Annotated in this window: 26 protein-coding genes and 1 pseudogene; 21 read left to right on the forward strand and 6 right to left on the reverse strand. The window is 38.1% G+C overall.

Going from position 1 to position 23125, the window contains the following annotated elements; translation table 11 throughout:
• The 7 genes from B096_RS0100420 (at position 1) to holA (ending at position 5746) form a co-directional block, all read left to right on the forward strand.
• On the forward strand, positions 1–351 hold the full coding sequence (locus B096_RS0100420) for a DUF1292 domain-containing protein (RefSeq protein WP_018578806.1): 351 nt from the start codon (positions 1–3) through the stop codon (positions 349–351).
• Positions 284–1417: an endolytic transglycosylase MltG gene (mltG, locus tag B096_RS0100425; RefSeq protein ID WP_244264549.1), complete on the forward strand. Its 1134-nt coding sequence runs from the start codon at positions 284–286 to the stop codon at positions 1415–1417. Before B096_RS0100420 ends, mltG begins: the two co-directional genes overlap by 68 nt.
• A gap of 16 nt (positions 1418–1433) precedes the next feature.
• The gene (gene udk / locus B096_RS0100430) at positions 1434–2063 is read left to right on the forward strand and encodes a uridine kinase (RefSeq protein WP_018578808.1); all 630 of its coding nucleotides are present in this window, start codon (positions 1434–1436) and stop codon (positions 2061–2063) included.
• 23 nt (positions 2064–2086) lie between these two features.
• Positions 2087–2557, forward strand: coding sequence for a transcription elongation factor GreA (greA, locus tag B096_RS0100435; protein WP_018578809.1), 471 nt, complete (start codon positions 2087–2089; stop codon positions 2555–2557).
• A gap of 65 nt (positions 2558–2622) precedes the next feature.
• On the forward strand, positions 2623–3075 hold the full coding sequence (locus B096_RS0100440) for a ComEA family DNA-binding protein (RefSeq protein ID WP_018578810.1): 453 nt from the start codon (positions 2623–2625) through the stop codon (positions 3073–3075).
• Positions 3066–4802, forward strand: coding sequence for a ComEC/Rec2 family competence protein (locus B096_RS0100445; RefSeq protein ID WP_018578811.1), 1737 nt, complete (start codon positions 3066–3068; stop codon positions 4800–4802). Before B096_RS0100440 ends, B096_RS0100445 begins: the two co-directional genes overlap by 10 nt.
• Positions 4803–4810: 8 nt before the next feature.
• Complete coding sequence (holA, locus tag B096_RS0100450) at positions 4811–5746, forward strand: DNA polymerase III subunit delta (protein WP_018578812.1); 936 nt, start codon at positions 4811–4813, stop codon at positions 5744–5746.
• A 21-nt stretch (positions 5747–5767) separates the two neighbouring features.
• Here holA and rpsT read toward each other — a convergent pair whose 3' ends face one another.
• Positions 5768–6031: a 30S ribosomal protein S20 gene (gene rpsT / locus B096_RS0100455; RefSeq protein WP_018578813.1), complete on the reverse strand. Its 264-nt coding sequence runs from the start codon at positions 6029–6031 to the stop codon at positions 5768–5770.
• 170 nt (positions 6032–6201) lie between these two features.
• Here rpsT and fmt point away from each other — a divergent pair, with 170 nt between their 5' ends.
• Genes fmt through hemW form a run of 5 tightly spaced genes read left to right on the forward strand, consistent with a single transcriptional unit; the run spans position 6202 to position 10789 of the window.
• Entirely contained in the window at positions 6202–7128 is a 927-nt protein-coding gene (fmt, locus tag B096_RS0100460) for a methionyl-tRNA formyltransferase (RefSeq protein WP_018578814.1), read from the forward strand.
• On the forward strand, positions 7125–7637 hold the full coding sequence (locus tag B096_RS0100465; RefSeq protein WP_018578815.1) for an ECF transporter S component: 513 nt from the start codon (positions 7125–7127) through the stop codon (positions 7635–7637). The genes fmt and B096_RS0100465 overlap by 4 nt, the downstream gene beginning before the upstream one ends.
• The gene (lepA, locus tag B096_RS0100470; RefSeq protein WP_018578816.1) at positions 7638–9440 is read left to right on the forward strand and encodes a translation elongation factor 4; all 1803 of its coding nucleotides are present in this window, start codon (positions 7638–7640) and stop codon (positions 9438–9440) included.
• Positions 9430–9693, forward strand: coding sequence for a MazG nucleotide pyrophosphohydrolase domain-containing protein (locus tag B096_RS0100475; protein WP_026254073.1), 264 nt, complete (start codon positions 9430–9432; stop codon positions 9691–9693). The genes lepA and B096_RS0100475 overlap by 11 nt, the downstream gene beginning before the upstream one ends.
• On the forward strand, positions 9683–10789 hold the full coding sequence (hemW, locus tag B096_RS0100480; protein ID WP_018578818.1) for a radical SAM family heme chaperone HemW: 1107 nt from the start codon (positions 9683–9685) through the stop codon (positions 10787–10789). Before B096_RS0100475 ends, hemW begins: the two co-directional genes overlap by 11 nt.
• A 48-nt stretch (positions 10790–10837) precedes the next feature.
• On the opposite strand, the gene B096_RS0100485 is transcribed toward hemW, so the two are convergent.
• Both B096_RS0100485 and B096_RS0100490 read right to left on the reverse strand, forming a co-directional pair.
• Positions 10838–11131 (reverse strand): hypothetical protein, encoded by a 294-nt coding sequence (locus B096_RS0100485; protein ID WP_018578819.1) that lies wholly within the window; start codon positions 11129–11131, stop codon positions 10838–10840.
• Positions 11131–11982 carry an NAD(P)-dependent oxidoreductase gene (locus B096_RS0100490; RefSeq protein ID WP_018578820.1) on the reverse strand — a complete coding sequence of 284 codons (852 nt, stop codon included), beginning with the start codon at positions 11980–11982 and terminating at the stop codon, positions 11131–11133. Before B096_RS0100490 ends, B096_RS0100485 begins: the two co-directional genes overlap by 1 nt.
• Positions 11983–12071: 89 nt before the next feature.
• Between B096_RS0100490 and B096_RS0100495 the strand changes: the two genes are divergently transcribed.
• The 3 genes from B096_RS0100495 (at position 12072) to pnp (ending at position 15344) form a co-directional block, all read left to right on the forward strand.
• Complete coding sequence (locus tag B096_RS0100495) at positions 12072–12602, forward strand: hypothetical protein (protein ID WP_018578821.1); 531 nt, start codon at positions 12072–12074, stop codon at positions 12600–12602.
• Positions 12603–12834: 232 nt separating this feature from the next.
• Positions 12835–13101, forward strand: coding sequence for a 30S ribosomal protein S15 (gene rpsO / locus B096_RS0100500; RefSeq protein WP_018578822.1), 267 nt, complete (start codon positions 12835–12837; stop codon positions 13099–13101).
• Positions 13102–13193: 92 nt separating this feature from the next.
• Positions 13194–15344, forward strand: a complete 2151-nt coding sequence (gene pnp, locus B096_RS0100505) for a polyribonucleotide nucleotidyltransferase (protein WP_018578823.1) — start codon at positions 13194–13196, stop codon at positions 15342–15344.
• Positions 15345–15397: 53 nt separating this feature from the next.
• Here pnp and B096_RS09380 read toward each other — a convergent pair.
• The 3 genes and pseudogenes from B096_RS09380 to B096_RS0100520 all read right to left on the reverse strand — a co-directional run bounded on the left by B096_RS09380 (position 15398) and on the right by B096_RS0100520 (position 17678).
• A pseudogene (locus tag B096_RS09380) lies at positions 15398–15792 on the reverse strand (HIT family protein).
• Between the two features lie 42 nt (positions 15793–15834).
• Positions 15835–16710 (reverse strand): foldase protein PrsA, encoded by an 876-nt coding sequence (locus tag B096_RS0100515; protein ID WP_018578826.1) that lies wholly within the window; start codon positions 16708–16710, stop codon positions 15835–15837.
• Positions 16710–17678, reverse strand: a complete 969-nt coding sequence (locus B096_RS0100520) for a peptidylprolyl isomerase (RefSeq protein ID WP_018578827.1) — start codon at positions 17676–17678, stop codon at positions 16710–16712. Before B096_RS0100520 ends, B096_RS0100515 begins: the two co-directional genes overlap by 1 nt.
• Before the next feature lie 151 nt (positions 17679–17829).
• Between B096_RS0100520 and sufC the strand changes: the two genes are divergently transcribed.
• From sufC to B096_RS0100550, 6 genes are read left to right on the forward strand one after another with little or no spacing between them, the layout of a single operon-like run.
• Positions 17830–18639, forward strand: a complete 810-nt coding sequence (gene sufC, locus B096_RS0100525) for a Fe-S cluster assembly ATPase SufC (RefSeq protein WP_018578828.1) — start codon at positions 17830–17832, stop codon at positions 18637–18639.
• A complete protein-coding gene (locus B096_RS0100530) occupies positions 18639–19439 on the forward strand; it encodes a SufB/SufD family protein (protein ID WP_018578829.1) in 801 nt (266 codons plus the stop codon). The genes sufC and B096_RS0100530 overlap by 1 nt, the downstream gene beginning before the upstream one ends.
• A complete protein-coding gene (locus B096_RS0100535; RefSeq protein ID WP_018578830.1) occupies positions 19427–20638 on the forward strand; it encodes an aminotransferase class V-fold PLP-dependent enzyme in 1212 nt (403 codons plus the stop codon). The genes B096_RS0100530 and B096_RS0100535 overlap by 13 nt, the downstream gene beginning before the upstream one ends.
• 15 nt (positions 20639–20653) lie before the next feature.
• On the forward strand, positions 20654–21094 hold the full coding sequence (gene sufU / locus B096_RS0100540) for a Fe-S cluster assembly sulfur transfer protein SufU (protein ID WP_018578831.1): 441 nt from the start codon (positions 20654–20656) through the stop codon (positions 21092–21094).
• Positions 21087–22502 (forward strand): Fe-S cluster assembly protein SufB, encoded by a 1416-nt coding sequence (sufB, locus tag B096_RS0100545; protein WP_018578832.1) that lies wholly within the window; start codon positions 21087–21089, stop codon positions 22500–22502. The genes sufU and sufB overlap by 8 nt, the downstream gene beginning before the upstream one ends.
• On the forward strand, positions 22495–23049 hold the full coding sequence (locus tag B096_RS0100550; protein ID WP_018578833.1) for a 5-formyltetrahydrofolate cyclo-ligase: 555 nt from the start codon (positions 22495–22497) through the stop codon (positions 23047–23049). The genes sufB and B096_RS0100550 overlap by 8 nt, the downstream gene beginning before the upstream one ends.
• Positions 23050–23125 lie beyond the last annotated feature (76 nt).

Raw genomic sequence — 23125 nt, forward strand, 5'->3', positions numbered from 1 at the left:
ATGGAAGAAAAATCACTAATTGTCATCAATGATGACGGAACTGAACAAGAAATGGAAATCTTATTTACATTTGATGATGATACATTCAATAAAAAATATGTATTGTATGTAAGTCCTGAAGATACAACAGGCGAAGTATTTGTCTCAAGTTATGAAGAGGATGGCGCATTAAATGCCGTTACAGATCCAAAAGAATGGGCAATGATTGAAGAAGTTTTTAATGCATTTGTAATTCAACACGATGAATCAAATGAAGAAGGCACTTGTGCTTGCGGTCATAATCATGAAGAAAAAGAAGCTTCAGATGATCATGAATGCAATTGCGGATGTGGTCATGACCACTCACACTAAGAAAATTCTTGGTGGCCTTTTGCTTCTTTGTGTGATTGCGGTAGTAGGCTTTATGCTTCTTTTCAATATCAACACACAGAGCGTTACAAAGGACAGTCAAACTGTTCTTTTTAATGTAAATGAAGGGGACACCATGTCTTCGGTGATTGATCGGTTAGCAGATGAGGGAATCGTACGATCGTCTTTCTTTACAAAAATAAAGGCAAAACTCGGTCACCACAGTGAATTGTTTGAAGGTCAGTTTGTATTAGATAAAAGTTGGGATGTTGAACACATTCTTAATTATCTTGAACGTCCCTCTTATGTAGATGATAAAACCGGATCGGTTACGATTACGCTTGTTGAGGGAAGTTGGGCAAAAGATATGGCCAAAAAGATTTCAGCTGTAACGAACACGAAAGCGGAACGATTCCTTGAACTTTGGAATGATCCAAAATATATTGAATCATTAATGTCTCAATATGAAGTCTTATCAAAAGATTTACTTAAAAATAAAGACGCAAAGGTTCTGCTCGAGGGATACCTTTACCCAGACACCTATGAGTTTAATGTCAATAATTCTGAAGAAGAAATTACAGAGCGACTCATCGCAAACGGTAATGATAAATATCAAAATTACAAGGATAAAATTTCAACATTGAATCTAACGCCTTATGAACTTTTCAGTTTAGCGTCGATTGTTGAGTATGAAGCTCCAGGTTATGAAAATATGCGCGATGTTGCAGGGGTCTTTATCAATCGTCTGAACCAAGGTATGAAACTCGAATCAAGCGTGACAATTTGTTATGCCCTGTATGAATTTGATGACTGGGATGATTGTGAGTCAATGACCAACAATCAAATTGATTCTCCGTATAATACCTATCGATATGAGGGGATTACACCAGGACCGATCTTAAATCCATCTGAATCGGCCATTGAAGCAGTGTTAAATTATTCGCATCATGATTATTTATTCTTTGTGGCGAATGTAAAGGCAGATAAAAACGATCCAGACTATGGGAAAATATATTATTCAAAAACATTTGAAGAACACGATGAGCGTGTAAAAGAAATACTTCATTAAGTATGAGGAGGCTATAATGAATCCAATTGTTATTGGGATTGCCGGAGGAAGTGCATCCGGAAAATCGAGTATTGCAAAAAAATTAAAGAAACATTTTGATGAAACTCAAAAAGTGGTAATCATCAAAATGGATGATTACTATAAAGATCAAAGTCATTTACCCATGGAAGAACGATTGGAAACCAATTATGATCATCCTTTTGCTTTTGATATGGATCTTCTAGTTGCGGATGTGAAAGCTTTAAAGAATGGTGTTTCGATCAATAAACCTGTGTACGATTTTATGAATCATACACGCAGTCAGTATTCAGAAGAAATTCAGTGTAATGACGTTATTGTACTTGAAGGGTTAATGACATTAGATGATGCACGTTTACGGGATTTACTCGACATTAAGGTTTTCGTGGATGCACCGGCAGACATTCGTTTTATTCGACGACTTGTTCGTGATGTTAATAAACGAGGACGAACTTTAGATCATGTTATTGAACAATATATGTCCACCGTTCGTATAATGCATGAACAGTTCGTAGAACCATCAAAGCGCTATGCCGATATTATAATTCCCGAAGGGGCTCATAACACAGTTGCCATTGATCTGCTTACAACTAAAATAAGTAGTATCATTGGTACGAGTGTGGTATAATTTTTATTCAAGGAGTGATGAACATGACAGAAAGAATTCCTGTAACACAGGCTGGTTTAGATGAATTAAATCGTGAGCTTCGTCAATTAATCGAAGTTGAACGTCCAGAAGTTATTGAAGATTTAAAAGCAGCGCGCGCACAAGGTGACTTGTCTGAAAATGCTGATTACGATGCAGCACGCGATCGTCAAGCTCGTGTTGAAGCACGCATCCGCGAAATTGAAGCAACATTAACTAAAGTTGAAATCATTGACGGTGAAAAAGCTAAAAAACATAAAACTGTTGGCCTTGGGGCAACGGTAACAATCTATGATATGGAAATGGAAATTGAAGAAACATTCTCGATTGTAGGTTCTGTTGAAGCAGATCCTGAAAATGGTAAACTATCCAATGTTTCACCACTAGCTCAAGCTATGAACGAAGCCAAAGAAGGCGATGTTGTAGAAGTTCAAGTTGATGAACCTTACGAAGTTAAAGTCCTTAAAATAAACTAAGAAGCATGCGCTTCTTTTTTTTATGTCGTCAATGCGTCAACGCATAATTAGTATAGGGGTGAGTGATGCGGATTCTTGGTATTGTTTTAGGGATGCTTGGAATTCTCATTTGGGGCTTTAGCGTTCAGATGATTCGTCCAAATACACCTAAAAAACTGGAAATAATTCTTGATCTAGGTTCTCAACAATATCCTGTCACGGTGATGCCTGAGGAAACACTCGATGATATTTTGCTCCGGTTGGGTTTTAAACGTGAAAATTTTAAAAATATCCCGACTGATTTCGAATTCTATGAAGGTCAAGTGGTTAAGTTGGAACAAGATACCCCATGTATTTCGCTTAATTACGCTACCCGCGAAGAATTAATGCAAATTAAAGGGATTGGGCAACGAAAAGCAGATGCAATTATTCAATATCGTTTGCGTTATAACGGTTTTACTAAGGTTGATGAACTTCAAAATATTAAAGGCATTGGACCTAAAATGTTAGCGCGCATCCGTGATGATGTATGTATCTAATCTATGGATTGTTGCTTGGGTCATGGGTTGAACCAATGGTTCTCAAAGCACTTATTTGTATTTTATGGTTTCTGCTGCTTCTTTATCTTCGTGATCCCTGGCGTCTCTGCTTTCCGGCCATCTTTCTGATAATGGTGGTGTTTCATCAATATCTAACGACTTTATTACCGCTTGGATATGTTTTTGAAATCAATGATCATTATAGTTTGATTCAGGGTCTTTATTTCAAAATTCGTTTAGAGGGACGTTATCAAGGGAATCTCGGTGATTTTGTTTGGTTTAACGAATTTGTAAATCGGGAGTACGTTTCATTGAATCGGATTGTGCGAATGGGGTCGCTACCATTCATACAGCACACTTACGAAACGATACAAAAGTATCCGCATATTCATGCATATTTTTTTGAAAACAAAACAAGTTACTTTTCCTTTGTGTCCTTTCAAATTCGAGCTATTTCGAAATGTTTAGTATTAATCAAACAACGCTTCAACATTCCCATCCATTCCAAAATTTTGAATTGTATCGTGACGCTTTGGTATCAATACTTATTTGGTGTCAATCCTTCCAATCTTAATTTTTTATTAAGGCAATTTGTGACACCAGCCCATGCACTCCTTTTGCTCACGGTGTTTATACAGAATCCGTTAAAGCAACCGGCAATCTTGATTTCATATGGACCGATGTTGGTGATGCATTTAGGCTATATTTTCTGTACCATACCAAAATGGCTGTTGCGAACGGCTATTATTTTTTATACTTGTAAACGTTTGGATTTAATAAGCTTAAACTTAGCGAAACTGTTTTCTCCCATCTTGGGGGGATTCTTAGTGGTGCTTCATTTTTCAGTTTTAAGTGGAGTTGCATTAGATGCGATGGAAGAATTACTTGCACATTGGTTCTTATTAACTCAGGCGATTGAAGCACGATGGGTTATATACGGTATGCCACCTCTAATCTGTTTTGTGATGATTATCTTGGTAAAATCCAAGAAACATGCAATCCTGTGGTGTGCATTGACAGGGTTTATTACTGTATATAATCCATTATTCACGGTAACTTTTATCGATGTTGGGCAAGGGGATAGCATTTTAGTGCGTGCGCCTTTTTCGGCTCATGTTACCTTAATTGATACTGGCAAACCATCGGGTTATCCCGAAGTTAAACGTGTACTGGCCCTTTATGGTATTCGAAAGCTAGATCAGCTAATTATTACCCACGAAGATGCAGACCATGATGGTAATCGCAATCGGATTCTAAAGGATTACAATGTGATAAAGGTGATTGATAAAAAAGGAATGGAGCCCGAATTACTGACTGAATTTCTCGAGGGAAAGGTGTATCCATCTAAAAATGATAACAGTATCCTTTTGAGTTTACAGATTAAAGATCATACCTTAATGTTTATGGGCGATGCGTCAAGAGAACAAGAACGTGATTTGGTAGCTTTATACGACTTTAAAACACCCATACGTATTCTAAAATTGGGCCATCATGGTTCAAAAACATCTACAGATCCCCGTTTGCTTGAGGTGCTTAAGCCGGACTATGCGATTATTAGTTCAAATCCTCGAACATACGGTCATCCCCACGATGAAGTGATTCATCGCTTAAAACAACACCGCATTCAGATTCTTGAAACATCAAAGGCAGGCAGTATTCATTTTGTATTTACACCATTCTTTGATTACATTGTGTCAAAGCGTGGGGTCTTTGGTATAATAGAGTAGGTGATAGTATGTTAGACGTAATCGTAGGAAAAGAACCTTCGCTTGTTAAGGCAAAGGTGGATAATATCGTTAAAGAATATGAAAATCAATATGGTGCATTTGATGTATCTTTTTTTGATACGCGTGATAAAGGATTTACGTTTGATCAATTACTCGAACGAGTAATGACCGTTTCGATGTTTGGTGATAAAAAAGCAATCGTACTATCGACACATGATGATATGGTTAAAGATTTTGAAGCATCTTTAGGGGAACTTATGGCGCAAGTTATGTTTGACGTTAGTCTGATTATTACATTTGAAAAAAAACCACTCGTCAAATCCGTAATTGGAAAGGCAATCGCCAAGCATGCACGCGTTCATCAAATTAAAGATCCGGATATTGGTCAGCTCAGTTTGTTGATGAAAAACGAAGTCGAAAGATTAAATATCGATATCTCGCAGCCAGCGATGGTGGAATTATTGGCGCGAATCGGCCATGATGTCGCACGTTTGTATGAAGAACTTAATAAACTTAGTTTAGTGGGTGAACGGATCGAACGAGAGCATGTTTGTGTTCTTGTCTCTAAAAATATCGATGAGGATATTTTTGCTATTTCAAATGCACTTTTAGAAAAAAATATTGGAAAAGCATTTGAAGTTTATCAAAACCTACTGGCGCAAAAAGTGGACCCACTTGCATTACTCGGTCTTGTTGGAAGTAGTCTTCGTAAAATTTATCAGGTCAGTGCTCTTTACGAAGTGGGGATGTCAAATAAGGGGATTGCAGAGCGGTTATCGCTCTCAGAAAAACAGGTATATTTTCTGGTGAAACATCAAATGCGTCCATCGTTTGGGCTTCTAACGTTGTTGGATCAATTGGCTCGTATCGATCAAGATGTTAAGCAAGGAAAAATTGACCGATTTGTAGCTTTTGAACTGTTTATGATTCAAGCCATGATATAAAAAAATAACCTTCTTAGAAGGTTATTTTACTGAGTTAAGTTTTAAAGCTACATTCGATTTTTTACGAGCTACATAATTTTTGTGGTGAATGTTGCTTGTCATCGATTTGTCTAATAATGAATTAACTTGGCTGAATAGTAATTCGGCTTTTTCTTTGTCGCCAGCTTCAATTGCTGTATTGAAACTGCGTAAAGCTGTTTTTAAACTTGAACGTTGGCTCTTGTTTGCAGCTTCCGATTTTCTATTCGTTTTTGTTCTTTTTGCATTACTTGCAATTATTGCCATAAATTGCCACCTCCCAATGTGTATTTATTGTAACACGTTTCAAGTTCACGCCATGTGTAAGTTCGGTGATATAAATTTCACATTTGGACAGTAGGTGTTTTCCGCAAAACATGAATGAACTATACACTTGTTTCGAGCACGTGTTATAATATGTGCTAGGATGTGATAATATGCGCGTTATGTTTATGGGAACAACACCTTTTTCGTGTGTTGTATTAAAACAATTATTAGATGATGGCTACGATGTGGTTGCTGTGGTGACACAACCCGATCGACCATTTGGACGAAAAAAAGTATTAAAAGCTCCGCCAGTGAAAGTACTCGCTCAGGAGTATCAAATTCCGGTAATTCAACCAAAACGGATTAAGGAATCGGTTGACGAGGTTTTAAGTTTTGAACCCGATTTAGTGGTGACATGTGCTTATGGACAAATTGTTCCAAAAGCAATTCTTGATTATCCAAAATTTCTTTGTTTGAATGTTCATGCTTCGCTTTTACCGAAGTATCGCGGAGGTGCACCGATTCACTGGTCAATTATTCGTGGCGAGAAAGAAACGGGTGTCACATTGATGCGTATGGATGTAGGAATGGATAGTGGTGACATGTTGGCATCACGATCAGTTGCTATTGAAGATACGGATATGATGGGTGATGTAGAAGCAAAACTGATGGATGTTTCTAAAACACTCATCCATGAGGATTTAAAAGCTTACCTTGAAGGGACTTTGTCCTTTGTTCCTCAAGATAAAGAAAAAGTAACATTGGCTTATACGATTCAACGTGATGACGAATTTATCACGTTTAACCGAGATGTTGTAGAAGTCTATAATCATATACGTGGTTTGATCCCATGGCCTGTGGGGTACGGAACCATTGAGGGTATGAATGTTAAGTTTCATGGTGTAACCATGAGTGATACAAAACATGCTTACGAGCCAGGTGTAGTCGTAAGTGTTGATGAAGCAGGATTGACGATTGCATGTATTGATGGGACGGTAACCATAACTAAGATTCAACCTGCAGGAAAACCGGTGACATCAGCGAATGATTTTGCGAACGGACTCGGACGAAACTGGAAGGGGAAACGATTTGAATGAGAGAAAACTATGAAATAAAGCGTACCCAAACGCTTGTTTTGATTGGTATTGTGACGGCCCTAATTGCAACGGTAACTTTAGTCTTGAAAATCCCATCTGCAACGGGTGGTTATCTTAATCTCAGTGATTTCGTGATTATGCTTTCCCCGATCATGTTGCCACTTGGTGGCGCAATTTTCGCAGCTGGTGTTGGTTGTGCATTAGCAGACCTTGCAGGTGGCTATGCTGTTTATGCTATTTTTTCACTCTTCATCAAAGCAGGTGAAGTAATAATTATAAAACTTTTAGAACGCTATCTCGATACACGTCAACGCTGGATTCCATTCTCCCTTGCGGCACTTTGGATGATGGTGATGTATGGTTTTGTCGCAGTGTTTCTAACCAAAAGTTGGCCATCGTTTTTTGTTGCTTTAAGAGGCGATGTGTTTCAAGGAATTTTCGCAGTCATACTAGCGACAATTTTCTATCCAAGATTTCAAAAATTGATGAAATATTTAAGAGGTAACTAAATGAATCAAAAGAATATTCGAAATTTTTCAATTATCGCTCATATTGACCATGGAAAATCAACATTAGCGGACCGTATTTTAGAACAAACCCATACTGTAGCACATCGTGATATGCAGGCTCAATTGCTTGATCAATTAGATCTTGAGCGTGAGCGTGGTATTACGATTAAATTGAATGCAGTGCAATTAGCTTATAAAGCAGATGATGGTCAAGATTACATCTTCCATCTTATTGATACGCCAGGTCATGTTGACTTCACCTATGAAGTATCGCGCTCTTTAGCGGCATGTGAAGGTGCAATTTTAATTGTGGATGCAACACAAGGGATTCAAGCGCAAACGTTGGCAAATGCCTATCTTGCAATTGAAAATGATTTGGAGATTATGGTTGTAATTAATAAAGTCGACTTACCATCAGCAGATCCTGAACGCGTTAAACGTGAAATTGAAGATGTCCTGGGGATTGATGCAAGTAACGCACCACTAATCAGTGCAAAGACTGGTTTAAATGTCGATCAAGTCCTTGAAGGCATAGTTAGACAAATCCCTGCTCCTAAAGGAGATATTAATGCGCCTTTAAAAGCGTTGGTTTTTGACTCGATTTATGATGCCTATCGTGGTGTTATTGCGTTTGTAAATATTAAAGAAGGTCAAGTTAAAATTGGTGATGAAATTAAATTTATGGCTTCTGGAGCAGTCTTTGAAGTCACTGAATTAGGAATTCGGACACCAAGTGAAGTGAAAAAAGATAAACTGGTAACTGGTGAAGTAGGCTGGATCAGTGCAAGCATTAAATCCATTAAAGAAATTGGGGTGGGTGATACCATCACACTCGCAAATAATCCTGCAGAGCAAGCTTTACCTGGATATCGCAAGCTTAACCCGATGGTGTATTGTGGTCTTTATCCCATCGATAGCAAACGTTATACAGATCTACGTGAAGCGTTAGAAAAAATGCAATTGAATGATTCTTCACTTGTATTTGAACCTGAAACATCTCAAGCCCTCGGTTTCGGTTTCCGCTGTGGTTTCCTTGGCTTACTCCACATGGATGTAATTCAAGAACGCTTAGAACGAGAGTATCAATTTGATTTAATTGCAACGGCTCCTTCAGTTGAGTTCCATGTATTTCTCACTAATGGTGAAATGCTTAAACTCGATAACCCATCGAAGATGCCAATCTCGAATGTGATTGATCATGTTGAAGAGCCGTTTGTAGAAGCGCAAATCATGGTGCCATCGGAATATGTTGGTTCTGTAATGGAATTGTGTCAACATAAACGTGGAATCTATGTCGATATGCAAACCATTGATGGTACTCGTATGAATATCATTTACCATTTACCACTCGTGGAAATTGTGTTTGATTTCTTTGACCGTCTTAAATCAACAACGCGTGGATATGCTTCGTTCGATTACGAATTTATTGGCTATCAACAGTCAAACTTGGTGAAGATGGATATTCTTCTCAATGGCGAAATTGTGGATGCTTTATCAACTATTGTTCATCGTGACTTTGCCTTTAACCGAGGGAAAGCCATTACCGAAAAATTAAGAACGTTAATTCCAAGACAACAATTTGAAGTGCCGATTCAAGCAGCAATTAACCAAAAAGTTATTGCACGATCAACCATTAAAGCCCTACGTAAAAACGTTATTGCGAAGTGCTATGGTGGTGATATTTCCCGTAAGAAAAAACTTTTAGAGAAACAAAAAGAAGGTAAGAAACGGATGAAACAAGTTGGATCGGTTGAGATTCCACAAGAAGCATTTATGTCGGTTCTCTCGATGGATGATGAATAAACACGTTTATGAGCGCATTCAAGCAATGCGTGAACATTTTGGCTGGGATGAAACGGATACTGTTGCTTTTATGACCTCTTGTGTTGTTGAAGAAGCAAATGAGCTCAAGGAAAGTTTGAATGATGAAGCCAATTTTAAAAAGGAAATTGCGGATGTTTTGATGTACACAATTTCTATTTGTATGGATCGAGGTTACGACATCGAAACATTAATTCTTGATAAAATCGATGAGGTGATGCAACGTGACTACTGATGCTCTATATGTACACATTCCATTCTGTGACCATATTTGTGGATACTGCGATTTTACGCGCTTTCATTATGCGCGTCAGATCTCTGATCAGTTTATGATTCGTTTGATACAACAGATTAATGTTCTACCGGGTAATTTAAAAACAATCTATGTTGGTGGTGGTACCCCAACATCGTTGGAAGATGACCAATTAGAAGCATTATTAAAAGCATTGAAACCGAAATTAGCTTTGGATTACGAGTGGACATTCGAAGGCAATCCTGAAAATCTTACTGAGTCAAACGTTCAAATGTTGTACGATTATGGCGTGAACCGAATGAGTTTAGGCGTTCAGACAACGCATGATGACCTTCTTGAGAAAATTGGTCGTCATCATAAATTTTATGATGTTAAAAAAGGGGTTGACCTCTTACGAAAAATCGGAATAGAAAACGTATCCTTGGATTTGATGTATGGACTTCCTGGGCAAACGCTTGAAAGTTTTGAATCGTCCATGCGTGATGTTATCGCTTTAAAACCAGACCATGTGTCTATTTATGCTTTAACTGTTGAACCAAATTCTTTATTTGGGCGACGTGGTATCCAACCGGTACCAATAGAACTAGAAACTGAGATGTTTTTATCTTGCATCAACCTTATGGAAACAGCGGGATATGAGCAATATGAGATATCAAACTTTGCGTTACCAGGAGCACGAAGCCAACACAATCAAGTCTATTGGCGGTATGAAGATTTTTATGCCCTTGGACCTGGTTCAAGTTTGAAGCTGGATCATCAACGTAAAACATGGACCACAAAGCTGGGCTTATATTTGAAAGAAGATGCATATCATGAAACCATTAATCTTACTCGTGAAGATGAAATGTTTGAATTTATGATGATGGGGCTTCGTTTACGTGATGGGGTAGCTTTTTCTAGATTTGAGGAACGCTTTGGTGTATCCATGCATGAAATCTTTGCGGAGGCAATTGCTGAAGGAGTCTCCCGAAAGTTGCTTTATGAATCCGAAGGGATGTTAAAAACGACCTTTGAAGGGTTTGTCATGTTGGATGATGCCTTACTTCCGTTTATGAGTATTTTACCTGAAGATACATAAGAAAACCTGTATTTGGAATTGAGCCAAATACAGGTTTTTTCTTTGCTATTAAATTGATATTAAAACAAAAACGATAGCAACTGCAATTAGTATTAAAAATACGGCAAGAAACAGTGATATAATCGTTAAAAACCGCATTTCAAGACCTTCAACACGTGTTGCTAAATATTTATATAACATAAAAAGAAGCGCGTTTAAGGCAATTACCAGCATGATTACCAGAACAATTACGTCGCTGACACTAAAACTATGTTTGTGTGTATAAATATAAATAAAAGCACTTAGAGAGAACAACGAAACCATTACGGGTAAGAGCATTTTTCGATTAAACTTCAGCTTCATTAGAACTGTTTCATATAGTAATCGATAATTGCTTGTGTTCCCATTTCATCATAGCCGTTGTCACTTAAGATTTGATAAATTCGGCAAACATTTTCGAGAACCGGTAAATAAAGATCATCTTTTTCATCCATCACAAGATTTAGGTCTTTAAGGAAATGTTTGATATAAAATCCTGGAGCAAAATCATTTTGAATCATTTTAGGACCGTTATTCGCTGCTTGCCAAGAGGAGGCAGAACCCCCGGTAATAACGTTTAACATAGTACTCATATCGATATTATGGTGATCTGCGTATCGTAGGGCCTCAGCAGCGCCAGCAATAGCACCTGCAATCGCTGTTTGGTTGGCTAATTTAGCATGTTGTCCTAATCCATTTGTACCCATATAATTAATTGTTTTTCCCATAATTTCAAGTAAGGGTAAAATTTCTTGGAAAACTTCTTGGTCGCCTCCGACCATAATTGAAAGGGTTGCATTGATGGCGCCAAGGTCACCTCCCGTAACCGGTGCATCTAACATTCTAAAACCGCGGTCAGAAGCAAGATCAGATAATGATTTTGCCAATGAAGGGGATGATGTCGTCATATCAACGAGAATCGCTCCCGGTTTGGCATGCTTCATTACTTCATCAAAGACATTTTGAACATCTTTGGGGTAACCCACGATTGCAAAAACAACATCAGCATTCTTCACTGTTTCTGCAATCGTTTCATAAGCCGTAACGTGTGGTTCCAAGGCTTTTGCTTTCGTAAACGTACGATTAAACACCGAGACGCTATAACCCGCATCTGCAATATGTAAGGCCATGGGTTTACCCATAACACCGGTTCCAATCCAAGCAATATTTTTCATCGTAAAAACCTCCTAGTTTAAAAACTATTATATCATGAGAGAGTGTGAATGGTTCGTACTGTGATATAATTTTAAAAAAGGGAGTCAGTATGAAATTTAAAACGATGTTTTTAGGGCTCATTGCAGTAGTTATCTTAGGTGTTGGGATTCAAATGTTGAATCCCGGACATGATATTTCAGTCCGAGAGCCTAACACGTTCGTGCTATCGAAACGCCTTCAGAGTCAAGATTTTCAAATCAATCGTGTGACAATTCGAGATGGAAGAATCATCGAAAATAAAGTAATCGTAGATCAAAGCCGTCTCAAAGTGGAAAGCGGTGAAGATTATAAATTGGACACAATTAAGTTCCGTTTTTTGGAGCGAGAAATTATCGTTGAGTTAGTGACGAAAGACCAAAAGATTATCACATTCACGGAATCTGTGGAACTTGAAGCGCTAACTAATCGGTATATGTGTTCTGAATCAATTCAAAATCTTGAGTTTGGTCAAAGTTATATATTAGGGTATGCTTCAAATTCAATCTATGCTTATAATTCAACCTTAACGGACCTCTATACCCAAATTCAAGAGGGGTCTAATGTTGATGAGTTTGTAGTTCTTACGTTACAATTTATTTAATTTGTCTTTCTGGTTGATGTTCTATCTCTGAGTTACAATGTCATCGATTTAGATGGAAAATCGATAATCTTCAAACTACAGATTTTCCGACTTCAAAACAAAGGTGAAAAAATCAAAACCACCTTGCCTATTTAAAATCAATATGTTATTATTTATAGGCTTTATGACTGGGATATCCGTTTCCTCGACGATACTCTCGGTGATGAAGGTCTGAAATTTAGGAGGATACATTATGTTATCAAAATCAGAAAAACAAGCAATCATGACTCAATATGCACGTCATGAAGGCGATACAGGTTCAGCAGAAGTTCAAGTAGCTGTTCTTACAGCAGAAATTAACTTGCTTACAGAACACATGAAAGTACACAAAAAAGATTTCCATTCAAACCGTGGACTTCTTAAAAAAGTTGGACGTCGTCGTAACTTATTGACTTACCTACGTAACGAAGATATTAACCGTTACCGTGAATTAATCACAAGTTTAGGATTAAGAAAATAATAAAAAACATTAAAAGGAGCGAATGCTCCTTTTTTGTTATATCAAATACGTATAGAATGTGTTAAAATTGAATAAGATATTGAGGTGAATCTATGAACAAGAGAGTATTTGAATTAGATTTTTGTGGAAAAAATCTAAAAGTTGAAACGGGTGAATTAGCGAAACAGGCTGGTGGGTCTGTTTTAGTGCGTTATGAAGACACAGCAGTGCTTTCAGCTGCAACAGCAAGTAAGAAAGCGAAGGACATCGACTTCTTCCCTCTTACAGTTACATATGAGGAAAAATTGTATTCAGTTGGAAAGATTCCAGGTGGGTTTTTACGTCGTGAAGGTCGTCCAAGTGAGCATGCTACATTAACATCACGCTTAATTGACCGTACAATTCGTCCACTTTTTGCGGAAGGATTCCGTAATGAAGTGCAAGTTGTGAATACGGTATTATCTGTAGATCAAGACAGTGCACCAGATATGGCTGCAATGTTTGGGGCATCATTGTCCTTAATGGTTTCTGACATTCCTTTTGAAGGTCCAATTGCGGGCGTTACAGTGGGTTATATTGATGAGACGTTTGTTATTAACCCAACACTTGAAGAACAAGCAAAATCGAAGATGCACTTAATTGTTGCTGGAACAAAAGATGCCATCAACATGGTTGAAGCAGGTGCTGAAGAAGTATCTGAAGAACTTATGCTTGAAGCAATGTTATTCGGTCATGAATGGATTCAACGTCTTTGCGAATTCCAAATTGAAATTGCTCGCGAAGTAGCAAAAGAAAAAATGGAAGTAGCGTTGTATGAAGTTCCAACGGAAATCCTTGAAGAAGTTGAAGCGCTTGTAGGTAAAGATTTACGCGCAGCTGTAGCGATTCACGAGAAGCTAAAACGTTATGGCATGATTGATGAATTAGAAGAAAAAGCAGTCTTGCATTTTGAAGCTAAAGAATATGAATCAGAATCTGCAAAAGCAAAAACAGTGAAATACGTTAAAGAAGTAACTCACGGTATGGTTGCTGACGAAGTACGTCGTTTGATTTCAATCGAAAAAATTCGTCCTGACGGTCGTGCTGTTGATGAAGTTCGCCCATTGAATGTTCAAATTGACTTGCTCAATCGCGTTCATGGAAGTGGATTATTCACACGTGGTGAAACTCAAGTGCTATCGGTATGTACATTAGGTGCCATGGCAGATACACAAATTATTGATGATTTATCCGATGTAGATTCAAAACGTTTCTTACATCACTATAATTTCCCACCATACAGTGTTGGTGAAACCGGACGTATGGGTGCTCCTGGTCGTCGTGAAATCGGACATGGTGCTCTTGGTGAACGTGCATTATCCTATGTTATTCCTTCAGAAGAGGAATTCCCATATACAATTCGTTTAGTGGCTGAAGTTCTTGAATCTAATGGATCTTCATCACAAGCAAGTATTTGTGCTGGGTCCCTAGCGCTGATGGCAGCAGGGGTTCCTGTTAAAGCTGCAGTGAGTGGTATCGCAATGGGTCTTGTTCAATATGGTGATGACTATACGATTCTAACGGATATTCAAGGTATGGAAGATCATTTTGGCGATATGGACTTTAAAGTTGCAGGAACTAAGAATGGTATTACTGCACTTCAAATGGATATTAAAATCAAAGGACTTTCAGAACAAATCTTACGTGAAGCTTTAGCACAAGCTAAAAAAGGTCGTGCTGAAATGATGGCCGCAATGGATGAAGTGATTTCAGAACCACGTACATTCGTTGGTGAATATGCACCTAAGATTGCGCAAATGAATATTAAACCGGATAAAATCCGCGATGTTATTGGTGCTGGTGGAAAAATTATCAACCAAATTATCGAAGAATGTAATGATGTTAAAATCGACATTGAAGATGATGGTCGTGTTGTAATTTATCATACAGACCAAGCTGCAATCAACAAAGCAAAAGCAATGATTGAAAATATTGTTCGTGTTGCTGAAGTTGGTGAAGTTTATGATGCGAAAGTTGTCCGTATCGAGAAATTTGGAGCATTTGTAAACTTATTCCAAGGTACAGATGCATTACTCCATGTTTCAAAAATGGATCACAAACGTGTTGAAAAACCTGAAGATATTGTTAAACTGGGTGACATCGTTAAAGTTAAAGTTATGGAAATTGATGAAAAGGGTCGTGTAAATGTTTCTCGTAAAGCATTATTACCGAAACCTGAAGTTAAAAAAGAAGAAGTAAAAGAAGAACCAAAAGTAGAACAATAAATACTAAACAAAAAGGCGTCGATAATAATTATCGATGCCTTTTTTGAGGATATTTAGTTTGACTTAAGAAATTCTTGGTAGACCAATTCGATATCAAGGTTGTTTTCTAATGGTGCAAATTTCAACTCGTGTTCATTGTAGCGGGGAAGCACATGCACATGGTAATGAGGAACGGTTTGACCACTCACTTCATTTGCATTGGTTAGAATGTTAACGCCTGATGCACCGAATGTTTGCATAAGTTGGTGCGAAAGTGTTTGTGCAACACAGTTAACCTTAGCCACAACCTCAGGCGTAGCTGTTAAGACCGATTCTGTCGCAATCTTAGGTACTACTAGAGTGTGACCTTCGTGGCTTGTGAGATGTCTAAAAAGGCTATCACATCCTCATCTTCCCAAATAATTTTTGCAGGGATCTCCCGGTTGATAATTTTTTCAAATAATGTCATAATCGACCTCCTTTAGAGCAATTATAGCATAGAAAAAGACGCTTACTTAGCGTCTTTTTCCTTTTGGATATTTAAATATTGTGGGAATTTTTCTGCGACTGCGTCATAAACGTCTTTGTCGTAAATTGTAAATCCATTGTCAACAAAGAGTTGAGCAAGGTATTTGTTCACAATATCTTTGGATCCGATAAATGCTTCAATTGTTTCATCTTGGTATCGATTTGCATCGATTTCAATAACTTGAACAATGTACTTACTGTCATCACTTGCGTCGCTGAGGACACCTGATAATGTTGGTTCAGTAGCATTCTTTAGTACTTCTGAAATTTCTTGAGGATATTGCACAGATTTTAATAAGTGAACTTTAGCACTTCCATCATATGGAGAGCCCGTTACTTTGTAATCTTTAGCGATATCATCAAAATTTTCACCCGCTTTAATTTTTTCAAGTGCTTCATCTGCTTTTTCTTGATTTTCTACTTGAAGAATACGAGCTTTACGTGGTGCGTTTTCGGTTGTTAATGCTTCGAAATCTGTCACCATTTTTTCTTTTAATAAATGTGTCATTTTTAATTCAGGGTATACAGTTTGAGCCATAAAGGTATCAACACTGTCATATCCACTTTGTTTCAATCGTTCTTCGAGTTGATCTCCGAAGACTTCTTTGATTTCCGCAAGACGTTTGTCTGCTTCTTCTTTCACATCTTCATCAGATACATTTTCTGTGATTTTATTTTGCGCTGACTTAATGACTGTCATACCGCCATCGCTGAGTTTCATCACGTCGAAGAGACGTTTAGAAGTTACTTTTTCACTTCCAACTGAGAATACTTCATCATCAGTAGAAATGGTTGCACGTGCATCACTACATCCTGCAAGAACGAGTAATGCGAGTAGTGAAACTAGAAGTTTTTTCATTATTGATTACCTCCTAGACCCATAAATGCCATTAAATCTGCTTTAACGTTTTCGTCTGCAAATTTGATATCTAAGCCTTCTGCTTTTTCCCAGATTGCTTGATATTGGATTTTAGGATTATTTGTTGAAATTGCTTTTAAGAAATCTTTATCATATTTGATTTCTTCGAAAGAGTCTTGTTGAACTGTAATGCGATGACGACCGTATTGTGAAGTAACCCACCCAGTTGTTTCACCCTTCTTGATACTTGTTGCTCCTTCAATGAATTCAGGAACTAAACTTGATGTTTTATCCATGTATCCGAGTAAACCACCATTTTGGGCAGTTCCATCATCGGAAAATTCCATAGCAACATCACTAAAAGCTTTACCCTCTTTTAACGCTGCATCAATTTTTTCCATCTTAGCTGATTCTTCAGCAGTAGGATTTTTTGAATCGTCCATCTTGACAAGGATGTGACTTACAACACGAGGTTGTTTTTCTTCGACAAATGCTTTCGCATATTGATCGTAGTTTGCTTCAAGGTAATCTCCTAAAATGACATCAAGTTTATTTGAGTTTTCATAAAACTTGTTCATTTCATCAACACCTGTATAGCCTAAAGAAACAAGAGCTTTATTCAATTGTTCTAGTCCAGCTGCTCCATTTTGAGCAGATACATTAGTTTTAACTGTTTCAGCTTCTTCTTTAGATTTCTTTACAATGTCTTCTGTGGTTTCCATTGAATCTAATACAGCACGTTCAAATAATTTATAAATTTCAGCTGTGCCTTTTGATTCGAAGAGTTCATCATAGTATGCATCTGCAGTATAATCGCTCCCGGCAACCTCATATATTACATCTTTACCGTCTACTTTTTTACCGCTCAAAACAGCGTTCATCTGTTCTTTAGTAAAATACCCGATACCGACAATCAGTACCAAACCTATAACGACGACAAACCAATATTTTTTTAAATTGTCAATCATTACAATCCTCCTTTTGTCTCATTAATTATAGGTTATTTGAGGGGTCAATGCAACACGTAGTGAATACGTTTCGTGAGCGAAGGTCCCCTTATTGAGATTAATCTTGTGCTATAATATATTAATTAAGATAGAAGTAGAGGAAAGTGATATTATGGCACAATTAAGAATTGAAAACTTACATGTATCAATTGAAGGGAAAGAAATACTCAAAGGGGTTGATTTAATCGTTAATGAAAATGAAATTCATGCGATTATGGGGCCCAACGGAAACGGAAAATCTACGCTTTTATCTGCAATTATGGGTCACCCGCGTTATGAGGTGACTGAAGGATCCGTTTTTATCGATGATATAAATGTATTAGAACTAGAAGTAGATGAGCGCAGCAAACTTGGCTTGTTTTTAGGAATGCAATACCCTCAAGAAGTATCTGGAGTTACAAATTCAGATTTCTTAAAATCGGCGTTAAATGCTCGCCGTGAGACTCCCATTGGACTTTTTGAATTTGTGAAATCCATGGAAGGGAGCATCGAACGATTAAAAATGAAAGAAGATTTAGCGCACCGTTTTTTAAATGAAGGATTCAGTGGTGGTGAGAAAAAACGGAATGAAATCTTACAAATGATTATGCTTGAACCGCGTTTTGCAATGCTTGATGAAATTGACTCAGGATTAGATATTGATGCATTGGGTTTGGTTGCACGTGTTTTAAAAGAAGAACAAGAAAAACAAAAAATGGGTTTGATAATTGTAAGTCATTATGAGCGCTTCTTTGAATTAATCCAACCTACACATACCCACATCATGATGGATGGGCGCATTGTGTTAAGTTCAGATGAGACGCTTGTCACCAAAATTGATCGTGAAGGTTATGACTGGATTGATGCAAACGTTAAAAAGGATGCTAAGCGTCCGACAGTATTGGGAACATGCGCAATTCGTGATGCAGTGGGTGAAAAATAATGACGATAACACGCTATACACTGACAGAAGTGATGAATCCTATCACGCTTAATGTTGAAGGTGAAGCTTCCGTAGAAATCACCATTCCCAAACATTCTGTTGGAACCCTTTATATTGTTGCGCAAGGTCAGGGAACCCTAAACTTAACAATAGAGGTTGAAGCTAATGCGAACTATAAGTATCTTTGGATTAACCAAAGTGACAAAGAACTTGTTGTTCATGAACACATTATACTCAATGAAAACGCACATCTTATTGCCAATTATGGTGAGATGAGTCGCGGGAATCATCGTAAGTATACGCATCTTGAATATCGAGGAATCGGGAGCCATTGTGAATTTAAAGGAGCAATCATCGCCTTTAACCACCTAAAATGGACCATTAAAGCTGACCATCAAGCTCGTAAAAGTTATGCGATGGTTGAATGCAATGCCATTGTGCTCAATCAGGGAACTTTGAATCTTGAGGTGATTGGAAGCATTTCAAAAGGAAATTCCGGTTCGGAAACTCATCAAATGAGCCGCATTATGAACCTTGGGGAAGAAGTTCATGGTGTTGTTTATCCAATGCTTCTTATTGATGAAAATGATGTGGCAGCGTCCCACGCGGCATCTGTCGGACAACCTAATGAAGAACATGTATATTATCTCCAGTCAAGGGGACTAACCCGCGATGATGCCTTGCGTCTTATTATTATGGGATACCTCATGCCGATCGTCGATGCAATCGATGATGAAGCGATTCAAAAACAATTAACGGAAGAAATTACGGAGAAGGTGAATACACAATGGATTCAATAAAAAAAGATTTTCCTTTTTTCAAGCACCATCCGGATGTAAGTTATCTTGATAACGCAGCGACGGCATTGAAACCACAATGCGTCATTGATGCAGTTGTCGATTATTATGAGCGATTAAGCTCAAATATTCATCGCGGAGATTACGATACGTCCTTGGAAACAAGTGAAGCTTATGAAGCAGTTCGAAGCAAAACTGCTGCATTTATTCAAGCAACGAAAGAATCAATTATCTTTACTTCTGGTGCAAGTGAATCGTTAAATCTTGTTGCAAGTGGATATGCTAAGTATTATTTAAAAAAAGGTGATGTTGTACTACTCAATCAAGCAGAGCATGCTTCAAATATTCTTCCATGGTACGCACTTGCGCAGGAAATTGGGTTTAAAGTGGAGTTTGTCTCCTTAAATGAAGAAGGATACATTACGTTGGAGATGTTAGAACAAGCATTTCATAAAGATGTTAAACTGGTTTCGATGGCACATGTGTCCAATGTTTTAGGTTATGTTAACGATATAAAGACCTTTGCACGATTTGCGCACGATCATGGAGCCTTGTTTTGTCTAGATGCGGCCCAGTCAATTGGTCATATGCGAATTGATGTGAATGATCTTGATGTTGATTTTATGGCGTTTTCGGCTCATAAAATGCTCGGTCCAACAGGAGTGGGTGTCCTCTATGCAAAACCAGAGATACTGAATAAAATGAATCCTATTGCTCATGGTGGCGGTAGCAACATTCGTTTTGATGCATGTGGTATGGTTGAACTCAAGTCAGGCCCTGCAAAATTTGAAGCGGGAACCCCTAATATAGAGGGTGTGCTGGGCTTCGGTGCTGCCCTTGATTACTTAAATGATTTTGGTATGGATCGAATTCACAGCCTTATCAAGCCACTTCATCAGCGTGCCCTGGAAGCAATGCAGAACATGGACCACATTGTAGTTTATAATCAACAGGCTGATATGGGCTTAATAACCTTCAGCGTTAAAAATATTTTTGCCCAAGACGTCGCGGCATATTTAAATCGCGAAGGTATTAGTGTACGTTCAGGCGAACATTGTGCCAAGCTCATAAATGGGGCTTTAAATATGGAAAAAAGTGTCCGCATCTCGTTTTACTTCTATAATACCGATGCAGATGTTACCAAACTGATTAATGCTTTAGAAACGATTACACTTGAAAAGTGTATTGACCTTTATTTATAGATTTGGAGTGATAAGATGAATTATTTTGAAGACCCCCGATTTCTTCGTCAGTTGATTATGGATCATTATGAAAATCCACGCAATAAACGTACCGAAGAGACCTATGCGAAAAAACGGGTAAGCACCGATTCGTGTATTGACGATTTAACAATCCAGGCTTGTGTAAAAAACGGCGTTATTGAGGATGTCTGTTTTGATGGCCAAGCGTGTACAATCGCTACCTCAGCAGCCTCAATTATGACAGAACTTGTAAAAGGGAAAACAGTAGCGGAAGCTGAAGCAATCATAGCGGAGTATAATCGTATGATTCATTTAGAATCGTTTGATGAGACACTTTTGCAAGAAGCCGTTGCTTTTAAAAATGTTGGGCGTCAAGCCAATCGTATAACCTGCGCAACCCTTGGATGGCGTGGGCTTACGGATATAATTGAAGAAAGTAGGGAAAACGATGAGTGAAGAAAAAATTGATGATCGTGACCGATTACCGAATGAAGAGTATCAGTACGGATTTCATGATGATGTAGCGAGTGTTGTTGCATTTGATAAAGGCTTGAATGAAGCTGTTGTAAGAGAAATATCACGCCTTAAAAACGAACCCGAATGGATGCTGGAAATTCGTTTAAAAGCTTATCAATCCTTTGTCGAGCAAGCGATGCCGACATGGGGCGCAGATCTTTCAAACATCAATTTTGAAGAGTATATCTACTTTCTTCGCGCTAGTGATCAAGTGGAACGAAGTTGGGATGATGTTCCTGAGGACATCCGTAATACTTTTGATCGACTTGGTATTCCAGAAGCAGAAGCAAAGTATCTTTCAGGGGTTGCGACCCAGTATGACTCAGAGGTTGTTTATGCAAGCATGCTACAAGAAGTATCCTCGAAAGGGGTCCTCTTTTTTGACATGGATACAGGACTACGAGATTATCCGGAAATTGTGCAAAAATATTTCGGAACGCTTGTGCCCTACGACGATAACAAATTTGCCGCGTTAAATACTGCCGTTTGGTCAGGTGGGTCGTTTATCTATATTCCTAAAGGCGTCACGTTGGATAAACCCTTACAATCTTACTTTAGAATTAATGCGGAACAAATGGGACAATTTGAGCGCACTTTAATAATTGTTGATGAAGGTGCGGATGTGCATTATGTTGAGGGGTGTACGGCACCTATATACAAAAAAGATGCCATGCATGCTGCGGTTGTAGAGATTTTTGTTCATGAGAATGCAAAATGTCGATATACAACCATTCAAAACTGGTCATCAAATGTTTACAACCTTGTAACCAAACGGGCGCAAGTTGGAGCACATGGGATGATGGAATGGATAGATGGAAACATTGGAGCCTATATTACGATGAAATATCCATCGTGTGTATTAATTGGTGAATATGCAAAAGGCATGACAATTTCCATTGCGGTAGCTGGAAAAAATCAATGGCAAGATGCAGGCGCGAAGATGATACATAAAGCACCGAATACTCAAAGCACAATTATTTCTAAATCAGTTTCCCGAAATGGTGGTACCGTCAATTATCGGGGCGTTGTTCACCATGATAAAAATGCACGGAATGCTAAAACCAAAATCGAGTGTGATACATTAATTCTTGATCAATTATCAATGAGTGATACCATGCCTGTAAATATTGTAGATACCAATGCATCCATTATTGAACATGAAGCACGTGTATCGAAAATATCGGAAGAAGAACTGTTTTACCTTATGAGTCGTGGTCTAAGCGAAGAACAGGCGTCTGAAACAATCATAATGGGGTTCCTTGAACCCTTTACACGTGAACTTCCGATGGAGTATGCGGTAGAGTTAAATCAACTCATGAAAATGGAAATGGAAGGCTCCGTTGGATAAAAAAACACTCGCTCAGGGTGCCTTAGAGAAGCGCAAACAGTATGATGTACTGACGCGTGCTCCTTGGGATAAAGCGATTCATGATGCGGTATTAGATCGACTCGAAGGCCATCATGTTATCGCACTCTATGCTGCCTTTAATCATGAAGTAGATACCTATGGTATTATGGAAACGTTGTTTTGGGATGCGAAGTATACCTTGTGTTTACCGAAAGTTGAAGATCATGATATGCATTTTTATAAAATATCGAATTTTAACCAACTTGAACCGAGTAAAATGGGAATTTTGGAACCCATCACTGAAGAACGTATTGATCCACATTTGATTGATGTGATGATCATTCCAATGCTTGCCTTTAATCAAAAAGGATATCGGGTTGGTTATGGTGGTGGCTACTATGACCGTTATCTTGCCAATGCGAATCCATTGAAAATGGGCATTGCCTATTCCTTTCAAGAAACGCATGTTGATTTTCAAGAAACGCATGATATTCCTTGTGACGTAATCATTACGGACCAGCACGTTATTAACCCTAATTTGATTTAGGGTTTTTTTTACCCTTATTTGTATGGGTTATTTAAGAAATTAAATGATATAATGAGAAATATAATATATGAGGTAA

It is taken from the genome of Erysipelothrix tonsillarum DSM 14972 (assembly GCF_000373785.1).
GTDB lineage: Bacteria > Bacillota_I > Bacilli_A > Erysipelotrichales > Erysipelotrichaceae > Erysipelothrix > Erysipelothrix tonsillarum.

Bases quoted from the DNA above. Each gene is read 5' to 3' on its own strand.
- sufB (WP_018578832.1), top strand. From the start codon at position 21,087: ATGAGTGAAGAAAAAATTGATGATCGTGACCGATTACCGAATGAAGAG.
- lepA (WP_018578816.1), top strand. From the start codon at position 7,638: ATGAATCAAAAGAATATTCGAAATTTTTCAATTATCGCTCATATTGAC.
- B096_RS0100475 (WP_026254073.1), top strand. From the start codon at position 9,430: ATGATGAATAAACACGTTTATGAGCGCATTCAAGCAATGCGTGAACAT.
- pnp (WP_018578823.1), top strand. From the start codon at position 13,194: ATGAACAAGAGAGTATTTGAATTAGATTTTTGTGGAAAAAATCTAAAA.
- greA (WP_018578809.1), top strand. From the start codon at position 2,087: ATGACAGAAAGAATTCCTGTAACACAGGCTGGTTTAGATGAATTAAAT.
- sufC (WP_018578828.1), top strand. From the start codon at position 17,830: ATGGCACAATTAAGAATTGAAAACTTACATGTATCAATTGAAGGGAAA.
- B096_RS0100445 (WP_018578811.1), top strand. From the start codon at position 3,066: ATGTATCTAATCTATGGATTGTTGCTTGGGTCATGGGTTGAACCAATG.
- B096_RS0100485 (WP_018578819.1), bottom strand. From the start codon at position 11,131: ATGAAGCTGAAGTTTAATCGAAAAATGCTCTTACCCGTAATGGTTTCG.
- sufU (WP_018578831.1), top strand. From the start codon at position 20,654: ATGAATTATTTTGAAGACCCCCGATTTCTTCGTCAGTTGATTATGGAT.
- udk (WP_018578808.1), top strand. From the start codon at position 1,434: ATGAATCCAATTGTTATTGGGATTGCCGGAGGAAGTGCATCCGGAAAA.
- rpsO (WP_018578822.1), top strand. From the start codon at position 12,835: ATGTTATCAAAATCAGAAAAACAAGCAATCATGACTCAATATGCACGT.
- B096_RS0100530 (WP_018578829.1), top strand. From the start codon at position 18,639: ATGACGATAACACGCTATACACTGACAGAAGTGATGAATCCTATCACG.
- B096_RS0100465 (WP_018578815.1), top strand. From the start codon at position 7,125: ATGAGAGAAAACTATGAAATAAAGCGTACCCAAACGCTTGTTTTGATT.
- rpsT (WP_018578813.1), bottom strand. From the start codon at position 6,031: ATGGCAATAATTGCAAGTAATGCAAAAAGAACAAAAACGAATAGAAAA.
- holA (WP_018578812.1), top strand. From the start codon at position 4,811: ATGTTAGACGTAATCGTAGGAAAAGAACCTTCGCTTGTTAAGGCAAAG.
- B096_RS0100440 (WP_018578810.1), top strand. From the start codon at position 2,623: ATGCGGATTCTTGGTATTGTTTTAGGGATGCTTGGAATTCTCATTTGG.
- B096_RS0100420 (WP_018578806.1), top strand. From the start codon at position 1: ATGGAAGAAAAATCACTAATTGTCATCAATGATGACGGAACTGAACAA.
- B096_RS0100490 (WP_018578820.1), bottom strand. From the start codon at position 11,982: ATGAAAAATATTGCTTGGATTGGAACCGGTGTTATGGGTAAACCCATG.
- B096_RS0100495 (WP_018578821.1), top strand. From the start codon at position 12,072: ATGAAATTTAAAACGATGTTTTTAGGGCTCATTGCAGTAGTTATCTTA.
- fmt (WP_018578814.1), top strand. From the start codon at position 6,202: ATGCGCGTTATGTTTATGGGAACAACACCTTTTTCGTGTGTTGTATTA.
- B096_RS0100520 (WP_018578827.1), bottom strand. From the start codon at position 17,678: ATGATTGACAATTTAAAAAAATATTGGTTTGTCGTCGTTATAGGTTTG.
- B096_RS0100535 (WP_018578830.1), top strand. From the start codon at position 19,427: ATGGATTCAATAAAAAAAGATTTTCCTTTTTTCAAGCACCATCCGGAT.
- B096_RS0100515 (WP_018578826.1), bottom strand. From the start codon at position 16,710: ATGAAAAAACTTCTAGTTTCACTACTCGCATTACTCGTTCTTGCAGGA.
- mltG (WP_244264549.1), top strand. From the start codon at position 284: ATGAAGAAAAAGAAGCTTCAGATGATCATGAATGCAATTGCGGATGTG.